The 17,007-nt window shown below is 64.0% G+C and carries 15 protein-coding genes; 6 read left to right on the top strand and 9 right to left on the bottom strand.

The window, feature by feature from the left end; translation table 11 throughout:
• Positions 1-68: 68 nt before the first annotated feature.
• Together DWV00_RS01540 and DWV00_RS01535 are read right to left on the bottom strand one after the other, a co-directional pair.
• On the bottom strand, positions 69-455 hold the full coding sequence (locus DWV00_RS01540) for a BON domain-containing protein (RefSeq protein WP_115531764.1): 387 nt from the start codon (positions 453-455) through the stop codon (positions 69-71).
• A 255-nt stretch (positions 456-710) separates the two neighbouring features.
• Positions 711-1,259: a GNAT family N-acetyltransferase gene (locus DWV00_RS01535; protein ID WP_115531763.1), complete on the bottom strand. Its 549-nt coding sequence runs from the start codon at positions 1,257-1,259 to the stop codon at positions 711-713.
• A gap of 217 nt (positions 1,260-1,476) precedes the next feature.
• Between DWV00_RS01535 and aldA the strand changes: the two genes are divergently transcribed.
• The 3 genes from aldA (at position 1,477) to DWV00_RS01520 (ending at position 5,877) form a co-directional block, all read left to right on the top strand.
• On the top strand, positions 1,477-2,898 hold the full coding sequence (gene aldA / locus DWV00_RS01530) for an aldehyde dehydrogenase (RefSeq protein WP_115532215.1): 1,422 nt from the start codon (positions 1,477-1,479) through the stop codon (positions 2,896-2,898).
• 121 nt (positions 2,899-3,019) lie between these two features.
• The gene (locus DWV00_RS01525; protein ID WP_115531762.1) at positions 3,020-4,237 is read left to right on the top strand and encodes a mandelate racemase/muconate lactonizing enzyme family protein; all 1,218 of its coding nucleotides are present in this window, start codon (positions 3,020-3,022) and stop codon (positions 4,235-4,237) included.
• 26 nt (positions 4,238-4,263) lie between these two features.
• A complete protein-coding gene (locus DWV00_RS01520; protein ID WP_115532214.1) occupies positions 4,264-5,877 on the top strand; it encodes a GMC family oxidoreductase in 1,614 nt (537 codons plus the stop codon).
• A gap of 134 nt (positions 5,878-6,011) precedes the next feature.
• On the opposite strand, the gene DWV00_RS01515 is transcribed toward DWV00_RS01520, so the two are convergent.
• The 3 genes from DWV00_RS01515 to DWV00_RS01505 all read right to left on the bottom strand — a co-directional run bounded on the left by DWV00_RS01515 (position 6,012) and on the right by DWV00_RS01505 (position 8,962).
• The gene (locus DWV00_RS01515; RefSeq protein ID WP_220274654.1) at positions 6,012-6,890 is read right to left on the bottom strand and encodes a LysR substrate-binding domain-containing protein; all 879 of its coding nucleotides are present in this window, start codon (positions 6,888-6,890) and stop codon (positions 6,012-6,014) included.
• A gap of 172 nt (positions 6,891-7,062) precedes the next feature.
• Entirely contained in the window at positions 7,063-7,887 is an 825-nt protein-coding gene (locus tag DWV00_RS01510; protein WP_115531760.1) for a quaternary amine ABC transporter ATP-binding protein, read from the bottom strand.
• A 115-nt stretch (positions 7,888-8,002) separates the two neighbouring features.
• Positions 8,003-8,962 (bottom strand): ABC transporter permease, encoded by a 960-nt coding sequence (locus DWV00_RS01505; protein WP_115531759.1) that lies wholly within the window; start codon positions 8,960-8,962, stop codon positions 8,003-8,005.
• 336 nt (positions 8,963-9,298) lie between these two features.
• Here DWV00_RS01505 and fae point away from each other — a divergent pair, with 336 nt between their 5' ends.
• From fae to DWV00_RS01490, 3 genes are read left to right on the top strand one after another with little or no spacing between them, the layout of a single operon-like run.
• Positions 9,299-9,829, top strand: coding sequence for a formaldehyde-activating enzyme (gene fae, locus DWV00_RS01500; protein WP_115532213.1), 531 nt, complete (start codon positions 9,299-9,301; stop codon positions 9,827-9,829).
• A gap of 31 nt (positions 9,830-9,860) precedes the next feature.
• The gene (locus tag DWV00_RS01495; protein ID WP_115531758.1) at positions 9,861-10,880 is read left to right on the top strand and encodes an aldo/keto reductase; all 1,020 of its coding nucleotides are present in this window, start codon (positions 9,861-9,863) and stop codon (positions 10,878-10,880) included.
• Entirely contained in the window at positions 10,877-12,331 is a 1,455-nt protein-coding gene (locus tag DWV00_RS01490) for an NAD-dependent succinate-semialdehyde dehydrogenase (protein ID WP_115531757.1), read from the top strand. Before DWV00_RS01495 ends, DWV00_RS01490 begins: the two co-directional genes overlap by 4 nt.
• A gap of 137 nt (positions 12,332-12,468) precedes the next feature.
• Here DWV00_RS01490 and DWV00_RS01485 read toward each other — a convergent pair whose 3' ends face one another.
• The 4 genes from DWV00_RS01485 to DWV00_RS01470 form a co-directional block, all read right to left on the bottom strand.
• The gene (locus tag DWV00_RS01485; protein WP_115531756.1) at positions 12,469-13,377 is read right to left on the bottom strand and encodes a LysR substrate-binding domain-containing protein; all 909 of its coding nucleotides are present in this window, start codon (positions 13,375-13,377) and stop codon (positions 12,469-12,471) included.
• An 82-nt stretch (positions 13,378-13,459) separates the two neighbouring features.
• Positions 13,460-14,572, bottom strand: a complete 1,113-nt coding sequence (locus DWV00_RS01480; protein ID WP_115532212.1) for a porin — start codon at positions 14,570-14,572, stop codon at positions 13,460-13,462.
• Positions 14,573-14,739: 167 nt separating this feature from the next.
• Entirely contained in the window at positions 14,740-15,780 is a 1,041-nt protein-coding gene (locus DWV00_RS01475) for an ABC transporter substrate-binding protein (RefSeq protein ID WP_115531755.1), read from the bottom strand.
• Positions 15,781-15,871: 91 nt separating this feature from the next.
• Positions 15,872-17,002, bottom strand: a complete 1,131-nt coding sequence (locus tag DWV00_RS01470) for a mandelate racemase/muconate lactonizing enzyme family protein (protein ID WP_115531754.1) — start codon at positions 17,000-17,002, stop codon at positions 15,872-15,874.
• Positions 17,003-17,007: the final 5 nt, after the last annotated feature.

The following is a 17,007-nucleotide window of genomic DNA, read 5'->3' as shown; positions in this document are numbered from 1 at the left end:
CGATGCAACGGTGGGGCGGACGATGGGCGCCGGCGCGACAGGAAGCGGGCGCCCATCCTATGTGCCGCTTAGCTGCCTTCTTCGCGGATCGTCATCTGGCTGTTGACAGCGCTCACCCCCTGCACCTGCTTCGCCGCATCCGAGGCGATTTGATCCTGATTGGCTTCCTGGATGAGGCCGGCGAGTACGATTTTCCCCGTGTCGGCCATCGCGAACACGACGATGCTCGTGTTTTCAAGGCCCTGGGTATGGCTCAGTTGCTCGCGAACCCGGTGCGCCAGTTCGCGATTGGCCGCGCGTTGCGCCTTTTTGGCCGCGGTCGGTGTTCCGGTGGTCATGTTGAGCATGGTGCAGCTGTCTTCCGATGCCTTGACCGTCGAGGCGGTTTCGGCGTTGGCGGTAGCGTAAGTGCAGGCGGCCAGTGCGCCGGCGACGAGTACTGATTTGAGGTTCATTCTCTTTACCCTTCGGTTCGTTTTGTCAAAGACGAGAGCTTGCTTAGACGGTGCGATTCTTCGAGCGCCGGCAGTGGAACAAATCGCTCGTGGCGAGTTCGGCCGGTCATGAATCGGATACCGCAACGCGAGGATATTGAGGCGGGGAATCAAGCACCATACGGCTTGCGGATCGTGAGACCATGCGGTGGTCGCACGAGCGCATACCTGTGTATAGGCCGTGTCCGCAGAGAAGCCGCCTATAGGCGGCCGGGCTTATCCGCGATCGGTGCGCAGCAGGCCGTAGATCGCGCCGTCGGCGATCTCTCCGTCGATGATCCACCGTTCGCGCAGCAGCCCCTCTTTGACGAAACCCAAGCGCTCGAGCAGACGGGCCGAGGCGGTATTGCGTGGATCGATCTCGGCTTCGATCCGACGCAACTGCAAGACGTCGAACCCGCAATCGACGGCGGCGCGTGCCGCCTCGCTCATATAGCCCTTGCCCCAGAACGGACGATGCAAGCCGAAGCCGAGTTCGGCGCGCTTGGACGAAGGGTCCGCATTGAACAGACAACACGTGCCGATCATCTCGTACGTCGCGGCGAGTTCGATGGCCCAGACGATTTCCGTTTCCGTGGCCGAGCCTTGGATTCGGCGGGCGAGGTAGTCGACTGCTTCCTCGAAACGCGTCATGACGGGAAACGACCAGTAGCGCATGAATTCGGCGTCCGAATACATGGCGAACAGCGCGGCTGCGTCTTCGGGGCGAAGCGGACGCAGCTTCAAGCGGTCGGTCAGGAGCGTGGAGGGGTCGTCCAGCGGCATGATGATTCGTAGATTCGTGGATTCGGAGATGCGTATGGAAGGGGCCGATCGGGTAATGGGGTAATGCAAACTTTATAGCATGCGTTTTTCGCATGGTCATGCAGACAATAAATCGTTTGCCCGGCCGATGGGCGGTGCGGATACTGCCTTCAGTTTCCGCGCCGCCGCACGGCGTGCCGAGACGGTTGCGGATCGTTCGACCAGCCGGTGCCAAACCATGCGTACATATCGAAATTTCATCGACGGCGAGTTCGTAGCAACGACGAGCGAGCGGATCGAAGTCCTCAATCCGGCGACGGGGGCCCCCGTCGGTCAGGTCTACGCGGCGAGCCACGCCGATGCGGCGCGGGCGGTACTGGCGGCAAGCGCGGCGCAACGGGCATGGCGCCGCCTGCCGGCCGCCGAGCGAGGCGCTTGCCTCAATCGCTTCGCGCAAGCGATCGACGCGCGCGCCGCCGCGATCGGCGAGGCGCTCGCGCTGGAATCGGGAAAAAGCGCCGCGGACGCCACGGCCGAAGCGCGCTATGCCGCCGAAATTCTGCGCTATCACGCGGGATGGGCGCGGCGTATCGAAGGGGAAGTGATCCCGAGCGACAACCCCGACGAAAACTTGATCTTGATGCGCGAGCCGATCGGCGTCGTCGCCTGCCTGATTCCGTTCAACTTTCCGATCTATACGCTGTTGCGCAAGATCGCGCCGGCGCTGATCGCAGGCAATGCCGTGGTCGTTCGCCCGAGCAACAACACGCCGTGCTCGGCGTTCGAAGTGGCGCTTGCCGCGCAAGAGGCGGCGCTTCCCACAGGCCTCGTGAACATCCTGGCGATGGATCACGATACGGCCGCTGCGATGTGCACGCGGCGCGGCGTCGGCATGATCACGCTGACCGGCAGCGTCGCCGCCGGGCGCAAGGTGCTCGACTATTGCAAGGAAAACATCGCGAAGCCCTCGCTCGAACTCGGCGGCAAGACGCCGGCCATCATCGAGCCGGATGCCGATCTCGAAGCGGCGGCGAGCGCCATCGTGCGCTCGAAGACGACCCATTGTGGGCAACTGTGCACGTCGATCGAACGCGTTTATGTGCACGAGCACGTGCACGACCGGTTCGTGGCGCTGCTCCGGCAGAAGATGAGCGCGATCCGCTTCGGCGATCGCGCCGGCGACGAGACGCTCATGGGGCCGCTTGCCAACGCCAAGGCTCGCGAAGACGTGCACGGCATGGTGAAGCGGGCCGTCGAAGCGGGCGCCGCGCTCGAAACGGGCGGGCATCTTCCCGAAGGCGCCGGGTACTTCTATCCGCCGACTTTGCTGAGCCGTTGCCGCCAGGACATGGAGATCGTGCAAGAGGAAATCTTCGGACCGGTGCTGCCGGTGTTGAGCTATACCTCGCTCGACGAGGCCCTGCGAATGGCGAACGATCACCAGTTCGGCCTCTCGTCCGTGCTCTACACGGAGAACTATCGGACGGCCATGCGCGTGGCCAACGAGATCGAGGCGGGCGAGCTCTACGTGAACCGGACGCCGGCCGATCCCTATCAGGGCTTCCATGCCGGATGGAAGCGCTCGGGCCTCGGCGGCGACGACGGCAAGCACGGCATGCTCGAGTTCACGCAGACGCGCCTCGTCGTCATGCCGTATTGAAGCACCGAAGTGCGACACGGCTCGCGCGGGAACGAGCGCTAGCGTTCGCGCTACTAGCCCTGCTAGCGCTACGGCTATCGATACCGCCTTCGAACATCATCCACTCGGAATTCGTCTGAACATGAAAGTCGTTTCGATGCAAACGCATGTCGTTGCCGTGCCGCCGCCGCACTTGGGCGGCATGTATTGGATCTTCGTGACCTTGCAGACCGACTGCGGCATCGAGGGCGTGGGCGAGGTCTATGCAGCCACGTTTCATCCCGACGTCATGGTGCCGGCTATCGAAGACGCGTTCGAGCGTCATTTGCTCGGCCACGATCCCCACCATATCGAGCGCTTCTGGCGGCAGGCTTATTCGAGCGGTTTCACGCAGCGGCCCGATCTCACGATGATGGGAATCGTGAGCGGGTTGGAAATGGCTTGTTGGGACATCATTGGGAAAGCCTGCGGCAAGCCCGTGTACGAGTTGCTCGGCGGGCTCGTCAACGAGCGCCTGCGCTCCTACACCTACCTCTATCCCAAGAATCACGACGGCGAATACGACTACGACGATGCGGATCTCGCCGCCGACTGCGCGGCGCAGAACGCGAAGCTTGGCTTCACCGCCGTGAAGTTCGATCCGGCCGGGCCGTATACCGCGTACTCGGGGCATCAGCTTTCGCTCGAGGTGCTCGACCGATGCGAGCGATTCTGCCGTCAAGTGAGAGAGGCGGTCGGTTCTCGCTGCGATTTGCTCGTCGGAACGCATGGCCAGATGGTGCCGTCCTCCGCGATCCGGCTCGCGCAGCGCCTCGAAAAATACGATCCGCTCTGGTTCGAGGAGCCGGTGCCGCCGGGGCAGGAGCGGGCCATGGCACAGGTCGCGGCTCATACGAGCATCCCGATCGCGGCGGGCGAGCGGCTGACGACGAAGTACGAATTCTTCAAGCTGCTCGACAGCGGCGCGGCTTCGATTCTTCAGATGAACGTGGGGCGCGTGGGCGGGCTGCTCGAAGCGAAGAAGGTCGCGAGCCTTGCCGAGGTTTACTACGCGCAAATTGCGCCTCACCTTTACAACGGGCCGGTCGGGGCGGCGGCGAGCATCCAGCTCGCGGCATGTACGCCCAACTTCTTGATTCAGGAAAGCATCGGCACCTGGGACGGTTTTCATGCCCGCGTGCTGAAGCAGCCGATTCAGTGGGAAGACGGCTACCTGATTCCGTCGAAGGCGCCGGGGCTCGGCGTCGAACTCGATATGGACGTCGTGCGCGCGCATTCGCCGTACACCGGCAAGCGCCTTCATCTGGAGATGCAGCGCGAGCCCGCCGACGTCCGGGATACGTCGCCGGCCCGCGGCTGATGGATGAACTGAGCGAGGAGCAGGACATGATCTACGACTACGTCATCGTCGGTGCGGGCTCGGCCGGCTGCATTCTTGCCGAGCGGCTCTCGCAATCCGGGCGTCATTCGGTGCTGCTGCTGGAGGCGGGTGGGCCCGACACGTCGCTCTGGTTCAAGATTCCGATCGGCTACGCGAAGCTCTACTACCACCGCGCGCACAACTGGATGTATTACAGCGAACCTGAGGCCGAACTCGGCGGGCGCTCCATTTATTGTCCGCGCGGCAAGGTGCAGGGCGGCTCCGGCTCGATCAACGCGATGATCTACGTGCGCGGCGCCGCGCGCGACTTCGACGACTGGGCCGCGGCCGGCAATCCGGGCTGGTCCTACCGCGATGTGCTGCCTTTTTTCCGGAAGCTCGAGTCGCATCCGCTTGGGGACACGGCGTACCACGGTGCGCAAGGCCCCGTCCGCATCACGTCGATGAAAGACGAGGTTCACCCGATCTGTGAACGGTTCATCGAGGGCTGCCGGCAACTGGGGTATGCGCACAATGCCGATTTCAACGGCGAACGTCTCGACGGCGCCGGTGTGTACGACATCAACACGCGCAACGGCCGGCGCGATTCGAGCAGCGCGGCGTACCTGCATCGTGCCGGAGTTCGTCCCAACTTGACGATCGAGCACCATGCGCGCGCCGCGCGCGTAGTATTCGATGAGAATCGCCGCGCGTGCGGCGTCGAGGTCGAACAGCGCGGCGTGAAGCGCACTTTCGAAGCGAAGCGCGAGGTCATCGTCGCGGCGGGCGCCGTGGATACGCCGAAGCTCTTGCAGCTCTCGGGCGTTGGCCCCCGCGCGCTGCTCGAGCGGCACGGTATCGATGTCGTCTGCGATTCGCCCGCGGTCGGCCGGAATCTGCAAGATCACCTGTGCGCCAGCTTTTATTACCGCGCGCGCGTGAAGACGCTCAACGACGCGTTCCGAAGCTGGACGGGCAAGGCCAAGTTCGCGCTGCAGTATCTGCTTAAGCGCAGCGGACCGTTTTCGATCAGCGTCAATCAAGCGGGCGGATTCTTCGCCACGGTGGCGGGCGACAGCGACGCTCGCGTGCAAATCTACTTCAATCCGCTTTCGTACAAGATTCCGAAGTCCAATCGCGCGGCGCTCGAGCCCGAACCGTATTCGGGCTTTCTCGTCGCGTTCAACGCGTGCCGGCCGACGAGCCGCGGCTCGGTGGAAATCGCATCGGCCCGGGTAGAGGATGCGCCGCTCATTCGCGGAAACTACCTTTCAACTCAGGACGATCGCGACGAAGTCGCTCGCGGCGGCCGGCTCGTGCGCGAACTGATGAAGGCACCCGCGCTGCGCGATATCACGGTCGAAGAAGTGACGCCGGCGGAAAGCGTCACCGACGATGCGAGCATGCTGCGGTATTTCCGTGAGCAAAGCGGCTCGATCTACCATCTTTGCGGTACGTGCGCGATGGGTCCGGATCCGCTCAGCGCCGTCGTCGATGCGCGCTTGCGCGTTCATGGCGTGCAAGGGCTGCGCGTCGTCGATGCGTCGATCTTTCCGAACATCACCTCCGGCAATACCAATGCGCCCACGATGATGGTGGCCGAGAAAGGTGCGGCGTTGATCCTGGAGGATGCGGCGTGAGCGTCGGCGGCGCGGCCGACGCAATCGAGCGCGACCGAAGGCGCGGTCGGCGCGGTAGGCGCCTGAAGGAAGGGCTTTAAGCGCCTAACGGTAGCCGGCGGCTTAACGTCGGCTAAGCGTCGGCTAAGCGTCGGCTAAGCGTCGGCCGCGATCTCCTCTTGAAGCCATTGGCGAAAGAGCTGAAGCGCCTTGGCTTCCTTCCGTTCGGGTCGAGCCACGAACCAGTACGACTGATGGCCGTCGACGTGAACGTCGAGGATCTGAATGAGTTGGCCGCCGGCGAGTTCGCCTTGAATCATGTTGCGATCCGCGATCGTGACGCCCAGCCCTTCGATCGCCGCTCGGATCGCATGATCGAGCAGATCGAATTCATAGCCGCCCGACGTATCGACGCCCTCCATCCGCGCCGCGTCGAGCCAATGCCGCCATGTCAGGTAGCGTTGATTGTCGCCCGAGAGGACGTGCAGCAACGTCTGCCTGGGGAGGTCGCACGCGCCGTTTTCCACCAAGGCCGGCGCGCACACCGCGATGTGCTGTTCCTGCATCAGCAGAGAACTATGAACGCCTTCCCATTCCCCATCGCCGAAGCGGATCGCGCAGTCGAGCGCCGTGGAATCGGCCAGGCTGTCCCGCAGGCGCGTGGTGAGGCTCAGCTCGATGGAAGGATGCTGCTCGCGCAGCCGGGATAGACGGGGGACGAGCCAGCGGCTCGCGAAGGTCGGCGGTACGTTCACGCGCAGGCGGTTGACGTCGCTCTTTTGCTGAATCGCGCGCACGGTCAGTTCGATCCGATCGAACGACTGCTGCAGGGTGCTGAGCAGGGAGCGGCCCGCATCGGTCAGTTCGAGCCGATGATGATGGCGTTCGAGCAGCGTTTCGCCGAGCTGCTCCTCGAGCTGGCGAACCTGCCGGCTCACGGCGCTTTGCGTCACGTTCAGCTGCTCGGCCGCGCGTGTGAAGCTGCCGCTCGTGCCGGCCGCTTCGAACGCTTTGAGGGCATTCAATGCCGGCATCTTTCGCTTCAAGGGCAGTCTCCTCTTCATGCGGCGCCGCGTTGGGGCGGCGCCTCGTATGAAGATCGGAGTATACCGGGCGAGCGGTGGCGTGCGCTTGTGTGAAGGGGCGGGCCACGTCGGCGTGGCGTCTCCTCCTCGAGCCGGCGCCGTGCGTGCGCCGAGAAGGGCGTCAGTGCGCCGTTCCCGAACGACGTTCGACGAAGCGGCTCACGTAGTCGTCCGCCGGACGATGCAGGATGTCGTCGGGCGTGCCGCATTGGATCAAGCGCCCGTCCCGCAGGATCGCAATGCGGTTGCCGATCCGCAGCGCCTCGTCGATGTCGTGCGTGATGAAGACGATCGTCTTCTTCAGCGTCGATTGAAGCCCGAGCAATTGATCCTGCATCTCGCAGCGAATCAGCGGATCGAGCGCGGAAAATGCTTCATCCATCAGCAGCACGTCCGTATCGGCGGCCAGCGCGCGGGCCAGGCCCACGCGCTGACGCATGCCCCCCGACAACTCGTCGGGATAATGATTCGCGTAGCCGCCCAGGCCGACCTTATCGAGCCACTGCCGCGCTTTTTCGTGCGCGGCTTGTTTCTTTTCTCCGCGCGTGACCAGGGCGTACGCCGCGTTGCTCAGCACCGTCTGGTGCGGCAGCAGGCCGAAGCTCTGGAAAACCATGCTTACGCCAAAGCGGCGCAAGTCGCGTAACCCGCTTTCCGAGAGCTTGAGCACGTCCTTGCCGTCGATCAGGATCTCGCCGACCGTCGGATCGATGAGCCGGTTGAAGTGGCGGACCAGTGTGGATTTACCCGAGCCCGACAGGCCCATGATCACGAAAATCTGCCCCGATTCGATCGACAGGCTGACATCGTTCAGGCCGACGTTGCAGCGCGTCTTCTCGAGCACGTCGGCTTTCGACGCGCCACCGCGCAACATGGCCAGCGCTCGCTTGCTGGATTCTTGCGTGCCGAACAGCTTGTACACGTTCTTGACTTCGATCCCGCTCATTGCGTTACCTCATTGATCGTTCGATTGGCTCGCCCGTGACCAGAGCTTTACCGATCAGAGCTTTACCGATGCCTATGCCCTTGCTCATGCCGGCGCTTGTACCGGCTTCGGCGCGTCACTTCGCCGGCTGTCCGGACAGACCATCGCCCGCGGCGGTCTTGTCCGCCGCTTCGGCACGCGCCCGGCGAAACGGGATCCGAGACGGTTGTTTCTGCTGGCGCCGCAGCCGGCGCACGCGGCTGCCTTCGCCGTAGCCTTGGCTGATCCGATCGATGACGATCGCCAGGATCACGATGGCGATGCCGGCCTGCGTTCCCTTGCCGACGTCGAGTGTCTGGATGCCGGCGAGGACGTCTTCGCCGAGGCCGCGCGAGCCGATCATCGAGGCGATGACCACCATCGACAGGGCCATCATCGTCGTCTGGTTGATGCCGGCCATGATGCTCGGCCGTGCGAGCGGCAACTGCACCTGGAACAGCAATTGCCGTTTAGTGGTGCCGAATGCGCGAGCGGCTTCGACGATCTCGCCGTCGACGTGGCGAATGCCGAGGTCGGTCAGGCGGATGAGCGGCGGCAGCGCATAGATGACGGTGGCGAAAATCGCGGGCACCTTGCCGAGACCGAACAGCATCAGCACCGGGATCAGATACACGAAGCTCGGCAAGGTCTGCATGATGTCGAGCACCGGCAGCAACACGCGCCGCAGGTTTCGGCTCGACGCGGCGAAGATCCCGATAGGAATGCCGAGGGCGACGGAAATCACGGTGGCCACCAGCATCAGCGCGAACGTCTGCATCAGCTTGTCCCAAAGCCCGAAGCAGCCGATCACGTAGAGCAGCACGACGAACATCAGCGCCACGCCGATCCGCCGCGATGCGTGCCAGCCGAGCAGCCCCACGGCGATCAGCACGAGCCACGGCGGCATCGCGCGCAGCAGGCTTTCGAGCGGCACGAGCACGTCGCGCAGCATCGCAATGCTGAAGTTGTGAAACGCATCGCCATAGCGCTGGACGAACACGGTGACCGCGTTGTTGACCCAGTCGGCGATCGACAGATGAAGAAAAAGCGAATTCATGGCGATCTCGTCTCCTCCCTTCCGGGATCTAATCGTCGGCCCGCCGGCCGCGCTGCTTGGACAGTCGAGCCAAGTCTAACGGCAGCCCCCGCGCTTGCGAAGCCAGGAATAGTCATCGAATCATTACAAGATCTCATGCTGACGGCAATCGGGACGTGCGATGAGTCTGTGTCATGCCTCCATGAGAATTCATAGCTTTTGAGCGCCCGATCCCTGTGCTGCAATGCCTCCCGACGCGCGCACCGCGCATCGATTCCAGCGTCAAGCCGTGCCATGCCACGCACGATGCGTTTCTCGGCAAAACGCCAAGCAGGCCATACAGGAGAGGCAGAGAACATGAAAGGGTTGCAGGTTTATATCGGAGAAGGGTTCGCGGGGCCCGGCGTGAACGCCGCCCATATCAACATCATGATCGGCCCGCGTAATGGCCCGGTCGGGCAGGCTTTCACGGGCAGCCTGTCGTCGCCGTCCCAGGGACATGTCCCCTTCATGGTCGTCGCGCAGCCGAACGTGCCCGTCAAACCCGTCACGCTGTACGTAAACAAGGCCGATATTCGCGGCGATCTGCACGGCAACGCCACCTGGGGCGCTTCGCAAGCGGCCATCGCGAAGGCCGTGACCGAAGCGATGCTGGACGGCACGCTGCCGCCGGAAGCGGAAAACGAGTGGTGCATCGTGACGGCGAATTGGGTGAACTGGGGCTGCGACGACCTCGACGCCGTGTACGAGAACAACTACGCGGCCTGCAAGACGGCGATCCATGCGGCGATGAACGGACTGCCCTCGCTCGAGTGCCTCGCCGCGATCCGCGACGACATCAGCAATCCTTTCTATACGCCGAAGGCAAAAGCCGCGGACGCGGCTTGAGCCGCGACGCCCACAACGACAGGTGACGACAATGCAATACGTACAACTGGGCCGCTCCGGGCTGAAAGTCTCGCGGCTCTGCCTCGGCACGATGAACATGGGCACGCCGGAATGGAAGCCTTGGATTTTCGATGAGGCGCAAAGCGAGCCGATCGTTGCGCGTGCGCTCGACGCAGGCGTCAACTTCATCGATCTCGCCGATTTCTATTCGACCGGCGTGGGCGAAGAGGTGGTGGGCCGCATCGTCAAGCGTCTGGCCAAGCGCGACGAACTGGTGCTGACGACGAAGGTGGGCTATCCGATCGGCAGCGGCGCGAACAATCAGGGCCACTCGCGCAAGCACGTGATGGAAGCGATCGACGGCTCGCTGCGGCGCTTGCAGACCGATTACATCGACGTTTACATGCTGCATTATTTCGACGTGAATACGCCCGTCGAGGAAACGATGGAGGCGCTGAACGACATCGTTCGCGCGGGCAAGGCGCGCTACGTCGGCGTCTCGACGATGTTCACGTGGCAGTTCGCGAAAATCCTGCAGGCGTGCGAGCGTCATGGCTTCGCCAAGCCGATCAACATGCAGCTGCAACTGAACTGCGCCTATCGGGAAGAGGAGCGGGAGATGATTCCGTTCTGCATCGACCAGGGCGTGGGCGTGTCGGTATTCAGCCCGCTCGCGCGCGGCTTGCTGTCGGGCGATGCGAAATCGGTCCGTAACCAAACCGATTTCTTTACCGTGCAGATGTACGACGACGAAGCGTCGCGCGACATCGCGCGTTCCGTGGCCGACGTCGCGCTGTCGCGCGGCGTGTCGTGCGCGCAGATCGCACAGGCATGGGTGCTTCAGCGCCGCGGCGTTTCGTCGATGCTGGTCGGCGCGGACAGCGTGGCCCAATTCGAAAGTGCGCTGGCGGCGTTGGACACGCAGCTGAGCGCCGACGAACTCTATGAACTCGAGCGCAACTACACGCCGTGCGACGTGATCAACGATTACGTCAGCGCGCGCATTGCACGAACGGCACGGCCGTCTCGGCGCCTGGAGATCGCGGCATGATCCCGGGGCTCGGCGATACAACATTGTGGCGCACGTCGAGCTATATCGACGGCGAATGGGTGGCGGGCGAATCGACCTACGCGGTCGTCGATCCCGCCTCCGGCCAGCCGCTCGCGCAAGTGGCCCGCGCCGGAGCAAGAGAGACGCTGCAGGCCGTCGCCGCCGCGTCGCGCGCATTCGGCACCTGGCGCGAGACGACAGCGGCGGAGCGCGCGGCAGTCATTCGCCGCTGGGGCGAACTCATGCTCGCGCACCGCGACGACCTGGCCCGCATCATGACGGCGGAGCAAGGCAAGCCGTTTGCCGAAGCGCAAGGCGAAGTCGGCTATGCCGCGAGCTTTCTGACCTGGTTCGCCGAAGAGGCGCGCCGCGCCTATGGCGACATCATCCCGGCACCGAAGCAGGGCGCGCGCATCGTCGTGACGAAGGAGCCCGTGGGCGTCGTGGGCGCCATCACGCCTTGGAATTTCCCGCTGGCGATGGTGACGCGCAAGGCCGGACCGGCGCTGGCGGCGGGTTGCACGATGGTGCTCAAGCCGTCGGAGGAAACGCCGCTGTCCGCGCTGGCACTGGCCGTGCTGGCCAAGCAAGCCGGCGTGCCGCCCGGCGTGTTCAACGTCGTATCGGGCGATGCGCCGGCGATCGGCGACACGATGATGGCCTCGAAAGCGATTCGCAAGATCTCGTTCACCGGTTCGACGCGCGTCGGCAAGCTGCTGATGCGCGCGGCGGCCGACAGCGTCAAGAAGGTCTCGCTCGAACTGGGCGGCAATGCGCCGTTCATCGTCTTCGACGATGCCGATCTTGACGCGGCCGTGACCGGCGCGATGGCTTCGAAATTCCGCAATACCGGGCAAACGTGCGTCTGCGTCAACCGCTTCTTCGTGCAATCGAGCGTGCATGACGCTTTCGTCGAGAAGCTCGTGCAAGCCGTGCGCGGGCTTAAAGTGGCGAACGGGATGGAGCCCGGTGCCACGCAGGGGCCGCTCATCAATCGCGCGGCGCTCAGGAAGGTCGAGGCGCACGTGGCCGATGCTTGCGAGAAAGGCGGCACTGTCCTATGCGGCGGCCGCCCGCATGCGCTCGGTGGGACGTTTTACGAGCCGACCGTCATCGTCGGCGCGCACGGCGGAATGGCGCTGGCACACGAAGAGACGTTCGGCCCGGTTGCGGCGGTGTTTCGATTCGATACCGAAGAGGAAGTCATTCAGGCCGCGAACGACACCGACTACGGGCTGTCCGCCTACTTCTACGCGCGCGACATCGGCCGCGTTTGGCGCGTCGGGCAAGCGCTCGAAAGCGGCATGGTCGGCATCAACGAGGGCATCGTTTCGACGGAGGTCGCGCCGTTCGGCGGCGTGAAGGAATCCGGGCTGGGACGGGAAGGCTCGAAATACGGCCTAGACGAGTACTTCGAAGTGAAGTACATGATGATGGGCGGGCTGGGTTGAAGGATCGGATAGGACGCTAAAAGGGTAACAAGGAAAGGTAGTCAGGGATCCTAAGCGTCCGATTGCGTTCGACCTCGTTCGGCGCGAGGCTGCCTGCGAAAGCAAGGCGGCCTTTTTTCGTTCGTTTTCATTCGTTTTCATTCATTGGCGGCGTAGCGCTCGATGAGCCAGTTGCTGAAATTGCGCACGCGCTGCGTCTCTTGTACTTCGGGGCGGATGTCGAGCCAATATCCGGCCGGGCCGATGACCTCGATCGCGCTCAATTGAAGCAGGCTGCCGTTCGCGAGTTCGGGCTCGATCATGTGCCGGTCGGCCACGGCAATCCCGAGACCGGCGACGGCGGCGTGAATGACTTGATCGAGCGTGCTGAATTCGAGTTCGCCGCGCGGCGCCATCTCCACGTCGAGCCCCGCCGCGCCGAGCCAAGCTTCCCACACGAGAAGCCGCCGGTCGATGTCGAGGATATAAAGCCAGGGGTGCTGCGCCAGGACGTCGCACAGCGCCTGCGCATCGCCGGGCGGCCGATCGAACACGGTCGCGGCGCCGACCAGCACGTGGTGCTCGCGCATCAGCAAGGTGCTTTGCCCGCCCGGCAGCGCCTCCATGCCGAATCGGATCTGGCAGTCCTCGTTGCGCTCGGCGCCTTGCAGCGGCCCATATTCGTTCGTGATGGAAATGCGCAGCTCGGGAAAGCGTGTCTGGAAATCCCGCAAGCGCGGCGTCAGCCAGCGCGTGGCGAGTGTCGGCGCGGCGTTCACGCTCAGCAGGCTGTTCGAGGGATCCGACCGAATCGCGTCGAGCGTATGGGCGATGCTGTCGAAGGCCGCCTGCAAGGTCGGCAGCAAGCGCTTGCCGGCCGCGGTGATCTCGAGCCGATGATGATGCCGCATGAACAGCGGCGTGCCGAGGTAGTCTTCCAGCAGCCGAATCTGCCGGCTGATCGCACCTTGCGTGACGTGCAAATGCTGCGCGGCCTTCGTGAAGCTCAGCGTGCGGCTCGCTTCTTCGAACGCGCGCAGCGCGGAAAGGGAAGGCAGTCGTCGCATGATGGATCTCGGCGCGATGCTGATACAGATACGCGCCGGCGGACCGGCGCGCAAACTTTCGGAACGTTAGGGCTTCACAACGTCAGAACGAATGCGTGATACCCACGCGGCTGACGAGCTGATTGCGCGTGCCCGACGGATTGAAGCCGGTGATCTGCGCGTTTTGCGCCGATCCCGCCGCGTGCTGATACGCGCCCATCACATAGACGGACGTGCGCTTGGACAGGCCATATTGCGCGATCAAGTTGGCTTGATGATACTTCGGATCCGAGCCGACGGCGCGGTCGTGGCCCGTCGTGTAGGTATAGCCGAGAGCCAACGTCAGAGCGGGTGTGACCGTATAGATGCCGGAAGCTTCGTAGTTCTCGAAGCGCAGGTCGTGGCTGCCGTCGAGCGACGAGAAGTAGACGTTCGAATAATCGGCCATGAACTTGACGCTGCCGAGCGTATAAGCGGCGCCCGCCGAGAGGATGCCCTGATAGCGCGCGTTGGCGAGTGCGTCGCCGAAAATCGAATTGACGAAGCTGCCGCCGCTGCCGTACCCCGCGACCGAAGCGATCGGATCGTTCACGCGCAGATAGCCGACTCCGGCGCTGAACGGGCCGTGTGCGTATCCCGCGGCCGCGCTGTAGGTGGCGTTGTTCGAGAACTGTCCTGCCTGGCCGCCGAGCGAGTAATGCCCCTCGAACGTGAAGCCGGCCAAGTTCGGGCTGACGTACTTGACCGCATTGTTGACGGGGAAACCGTTGTCGAGGTTATCCATGTCGTTGGGGTGCGCGAAGTACCAGCCGCCGTATTGGCCGTTCAGCGAGAACGGTTCGACGATATCCACGGCTGCGTCCCACTGCTTGCCGAGCGTCAATTGGCCGTAGCGATCGGACTTCAAGCCGACATAGGCGTTGCGTGAAAACGCGAGGCCGCCGCCTAGGCCGCCGGTGGCCGCGTTGAAGCCGCTTTCGACGCGGAAGATCGCCTGCAAGCCGTTGCCCAGATCTTCGGCGCCACGCAGGCCCCAACGGCTGCCGGCCGGCACGCCGCTTTGCATCTGCACGAGCTTCGAGCCGGTGCCCGGTACGAGCTTGCCGTTCGCCCCCGTGGCGACGTTGCTCGCATAATCCACACCGAGATCGACGATGCCGTAGAGCGTCACGCTGCTCTGCGCGTGGGCGCCCGCCATGGCGAGCGCAAGCGGCATGGCCGCCAAAATCTTCTTATTCAACTACCGTCTCCTTGTTGTCGATTGTTGCTTGTCGAGCCGCGGCAGGCGGCTCGTTCCATGCGTCGTTGTCGTTTGCTACGTACCCAGCGTCAAGGGCCCGGTGAAGTGCTAAGCGCTAAGCGCTACCTGCTGTGTCAGGTGTCTCAAGCACCCAGTGACTTCTGCACTTTGGCCGCCACGTCGGCCGGCACCCACGCCTTCCACATCTCGGGGTGCGCCTTGAGGAATTTCTGGGCTTCCGTCTGGGCGTCGACCTTGTGTTCGGTCATGTCCAGAATCGTCGTGTTCAGGAAATCGAGCGGGAAGCTGACCTTCGAGAAGAACGTCATCACGTCGGGCTCGGCTTGATAGAACGGTGTCGACACGCCGATCTTCAGATGCGAGACCAAATAGGACGACGCGCATTGATTGGCGCTGTTTTCGGCGCGCAGCGTTTTCCAGCAGGCTTCGTTGAACGGTGGCATCTTCAGTTGCACGAACTTGTATTTCGCCATCAGCGCGGCCGGCTCCCAGTAGTACGTGAGGATCGGTTTGCCGCGCTGATAGGCCGACGAGATCGCCGCGTCGAGCGCCGCGCCGGTGCCGGGGCGGAAGTTCGTGTAGTCGCCGTCGAGTTTCAGCAGCTTCAGCAAGCGCGTATTCACGCGTTCGCAGTCCCAGCCCGACGGGCAGTCGAGGAAACGGCCGCGATCCGGTTCCTCGTCGTCGACGAACAGCGCCTTGTACTTCGGCAATTCATCCACCGAATCGAGCGCGGGTGCGCTGGCCTTGATGCCGCGCTTCGCGTCGCCGTGGACGACGTAGTCCGGCACGTACCAGCCTTCCTTCGTGCCGCCGGGCAGCGTGTCGCCGACGAGCTTGACGCTGCCCGCCTTGACGGCGCCCGCGATGATCTCGGAGCGGCCCGTCCATTGTTCGGCCCATACCTGCAGATCGTTGCGCGAGAGGGCCGTCTCCGTGGCGGCGGTGCTGCCCGGGACTTCGTCCGTGTTGCAGCCGTAGCCGTTCTTCAGCACATAGCGCAGCACCTCGGTCGTGAAGCTGCCGCTTTCCCACGTGATGCCGGCGAAGCGAACGGGCTTGCCCTGGCTGCACCAGGTGCCGGCCGCGTGCGCGGGCACCGCGGCGAGCGCGAGTGGGACGGCGAGCCATGCGGCCCGAAAGAGCGTGGTAATGCGATTCATCTTGATGTCTCCGTTTTGTTGGATTGATCGATCGCGCTAGCGAGAAGGGTGAGGCTGCGTATCGGGTGCCATGAGTGCAGCGGGTGGGCGATTAGTCGTAGCGGTTGTTCTCCGCGAGCGTCGCGGCCAGGGTGGCTTCGTTCAGTTCGATGCCGAGGCCCGGCGCGTGGCCGAGTTCGATCCAGCCGTTTTCGTCGATATCGATGGGCGCAACGAGCGGGAAGTCGCGTCTCGCGCAGGTCCATTCGGGCGGGTCGTAAGGGAATTCGACGAACGGCGCATTCGATGCTCCGGCGGCAACGTGCAAATTGGCGGCGAGGCCGATGCCGTTGCCCCAGGTATGCGGCGTGAAGACTCTGCCGCGCGCCTCGATTTGCTGAGTCAGCCGCCGTGTGCCTTCGAGGCCGAGCGTGCAGACGACGTCGGGTTGGTAGACGTCGAGCGAATCGTGCTCGAGCAGCGCTTGAAACTCGTGCGCATCGCGCGTCAGCTCGCCGCCCGCGATGCGCACGCCGGCCTCCTTGCGCAGCCGCGCATAGCCGGCGTAGTCGCCGCGATGCAGCGGCTCTTCGACCCAATAGACGCGGTAGCGCTCCATCCGCCGGATCAAGGCCAGTGCGTCGTCGAAACGCCAGGGCGCTTGCGTGTCCCACGGCATGCGCCAGCCTTGATTGCAGTCCACCATGATTTCGATCCGCTCGCCCGCGGCTTCGCGGACCGCGGCAAGCGCCGCGAGATCGTCGGCGAGGCTCGGGCGGCCGAAGCGGATCTTCAGCGCGGGGAAGCCCCGTGCGACCGCATGCTCGGCCCAGCGCGCCATCCCGTCCAGCGGACGATGGATGCCGGAAGACGCGTACGCCCGGACGCCGCTTGCCCGCCCGCCGGCCATTTGCCAGCACGGTTGGCCGAGGATCTTGCCGGCTAGGTCCCAGAGCGCGGCGTCCAGCGGCCAAAGACGCCCGGCGTGGAAGCTGACGTTGTCGATGACCGCGCTGTGGCGCGCCAGATCGAGCGGGTCGGTGCCGACGAACAGATGCCGGTAGTCGTCGAAGCCGTACATGGCGTCGCCCGAGCCGATGCCGATGCGGCCTTCGGAATCTTCGACGCGCACGATCGTCGCGGGAAACCACTGGCGCGGCCGGCTATCCCACGAGGCGGGAAAGGCGGGGTCGAGCGCCAGTCGATGATGGGTGACGGCGATGCGTTCGATGCGATTGTTCATGGTCG

Origin of the sequence: Trinickia dinghuensis (genome assembly GCF_003367175.1) — a bacterium.
GTDB lineage: Bacteria > Pseudomonadota > Gammaproteobacteria > Burkholderiales > Burkholderiaceae > Trinickia > Trinickia dinghuensis.
This window is presented reverse-complemented; position numbering and strand designations above follow the sequence as displayed.

Bases quoted from the DNA above. Each gene is read 5' to 3' on its own strand.
- DWV00_RS01540 (WP_115531764.1), bottom strand. From the start codon at position 455: ATGAACCTCAAATCAGTACTCGTCGCCGGCGCACTGGCCGCCTGCACT.
- DWV00_RS01535 (WP_115531763.1), bottom strand. From the start codon at position 1,259: ATGCCGCTGGACGACCCCTCCACGCTCCTGACCGACCGCTTGAAGCTG.
- aldA (WP_115532215.1), top strand. From the start codon at position 1,477: ATGCGTACATATCGAAATTTCATCGACGGCGAGTTCGTAGCAACGACG.
- DWV00_RS01525 (WP_115531762.1), top strand. From the start codon at position 3,020: ATGAAAGTCGTTTCGATGCAAACGCATGTCGTTGCCGTGCCGCCGCCG.
- DWV00_RS01520 (WP_115532214.1), top strand. From the start codon at position 4,264: ATGATCTACGACTACGTCATCGTCGGTGCGGGCTCGGCCGGCTGCATT.
- DWV00_RS01515 (WP_220274654.1), bottom strand. From the start codon at position 6,890: ATGCCGGCATTGAATGCCCTCAAAGCGTTCGAAGCGGCCGGCACGAGC.
- DWV00_RS01510 (WP_115531760.1), bottom strand. From the start codon at position 7,887: ATGAGCGGGATCGAAGTCAAGAACGTGTACAAGCTGTTCGGCACGCAA.
- DWV00_RS01505 (WP_115531759.1), bottom strand. From the start codon at position 8,962: ATGAATTCGCTTTTTCTTCATCTGTCGATCGCCGACTGGGTCAACAAC.
- fae (WP_115532213.1), top strand. From the start codon at position 9,299: ATGAAAGGGTTGCAGGTTTATATCGGAGAAGGGTTCGCGGGGCCCGGC.
- DWV00_RS01495 (WP_115531758.1), top strand. From the start codon at position 9,861: ATGCAATACGTACAACTGGGCCGCTCCGGGCTGAAAGTCTCGCGGCTC.
- DWV00_RS01490 (WP_115531757.1), top strand. From the start codon at position 10,877: ATGATCCCGGGGCTCGGCGATACAACATTGTGGCGCACGTCGAGCTAT.
- DWV00_RS01485 (WP_115531756.1), bottom strand. From the start codon at position 13,377: ATGCGACGACTGCCTTCCCTTTCCGCGCTGCGCGCGTTCGAAGAAGCG.
- DWV00_RS01480 (WP_115532212.1), bottom strand. From the start codon at position 14,572: ATGCCGCTTGCGCTCGCCATGGCGGGCGCCCACGCGCAGAGCAGCGTG.
- DWV00_RS01475 (WP_115531755.1), bottom strand. From the start codon at position 15,780: ATGAATCGCATTACCACGCTCTTTCGGGCCGCATGGCTCGCCGTCCCA.
- DWV00_RS01470 (WP_115531754.1), bottom strand. From the start codon at position 17,002: ATGAACAATCGCATCGAACGCATCGCCGTCACCCATCATCGACTGGCG.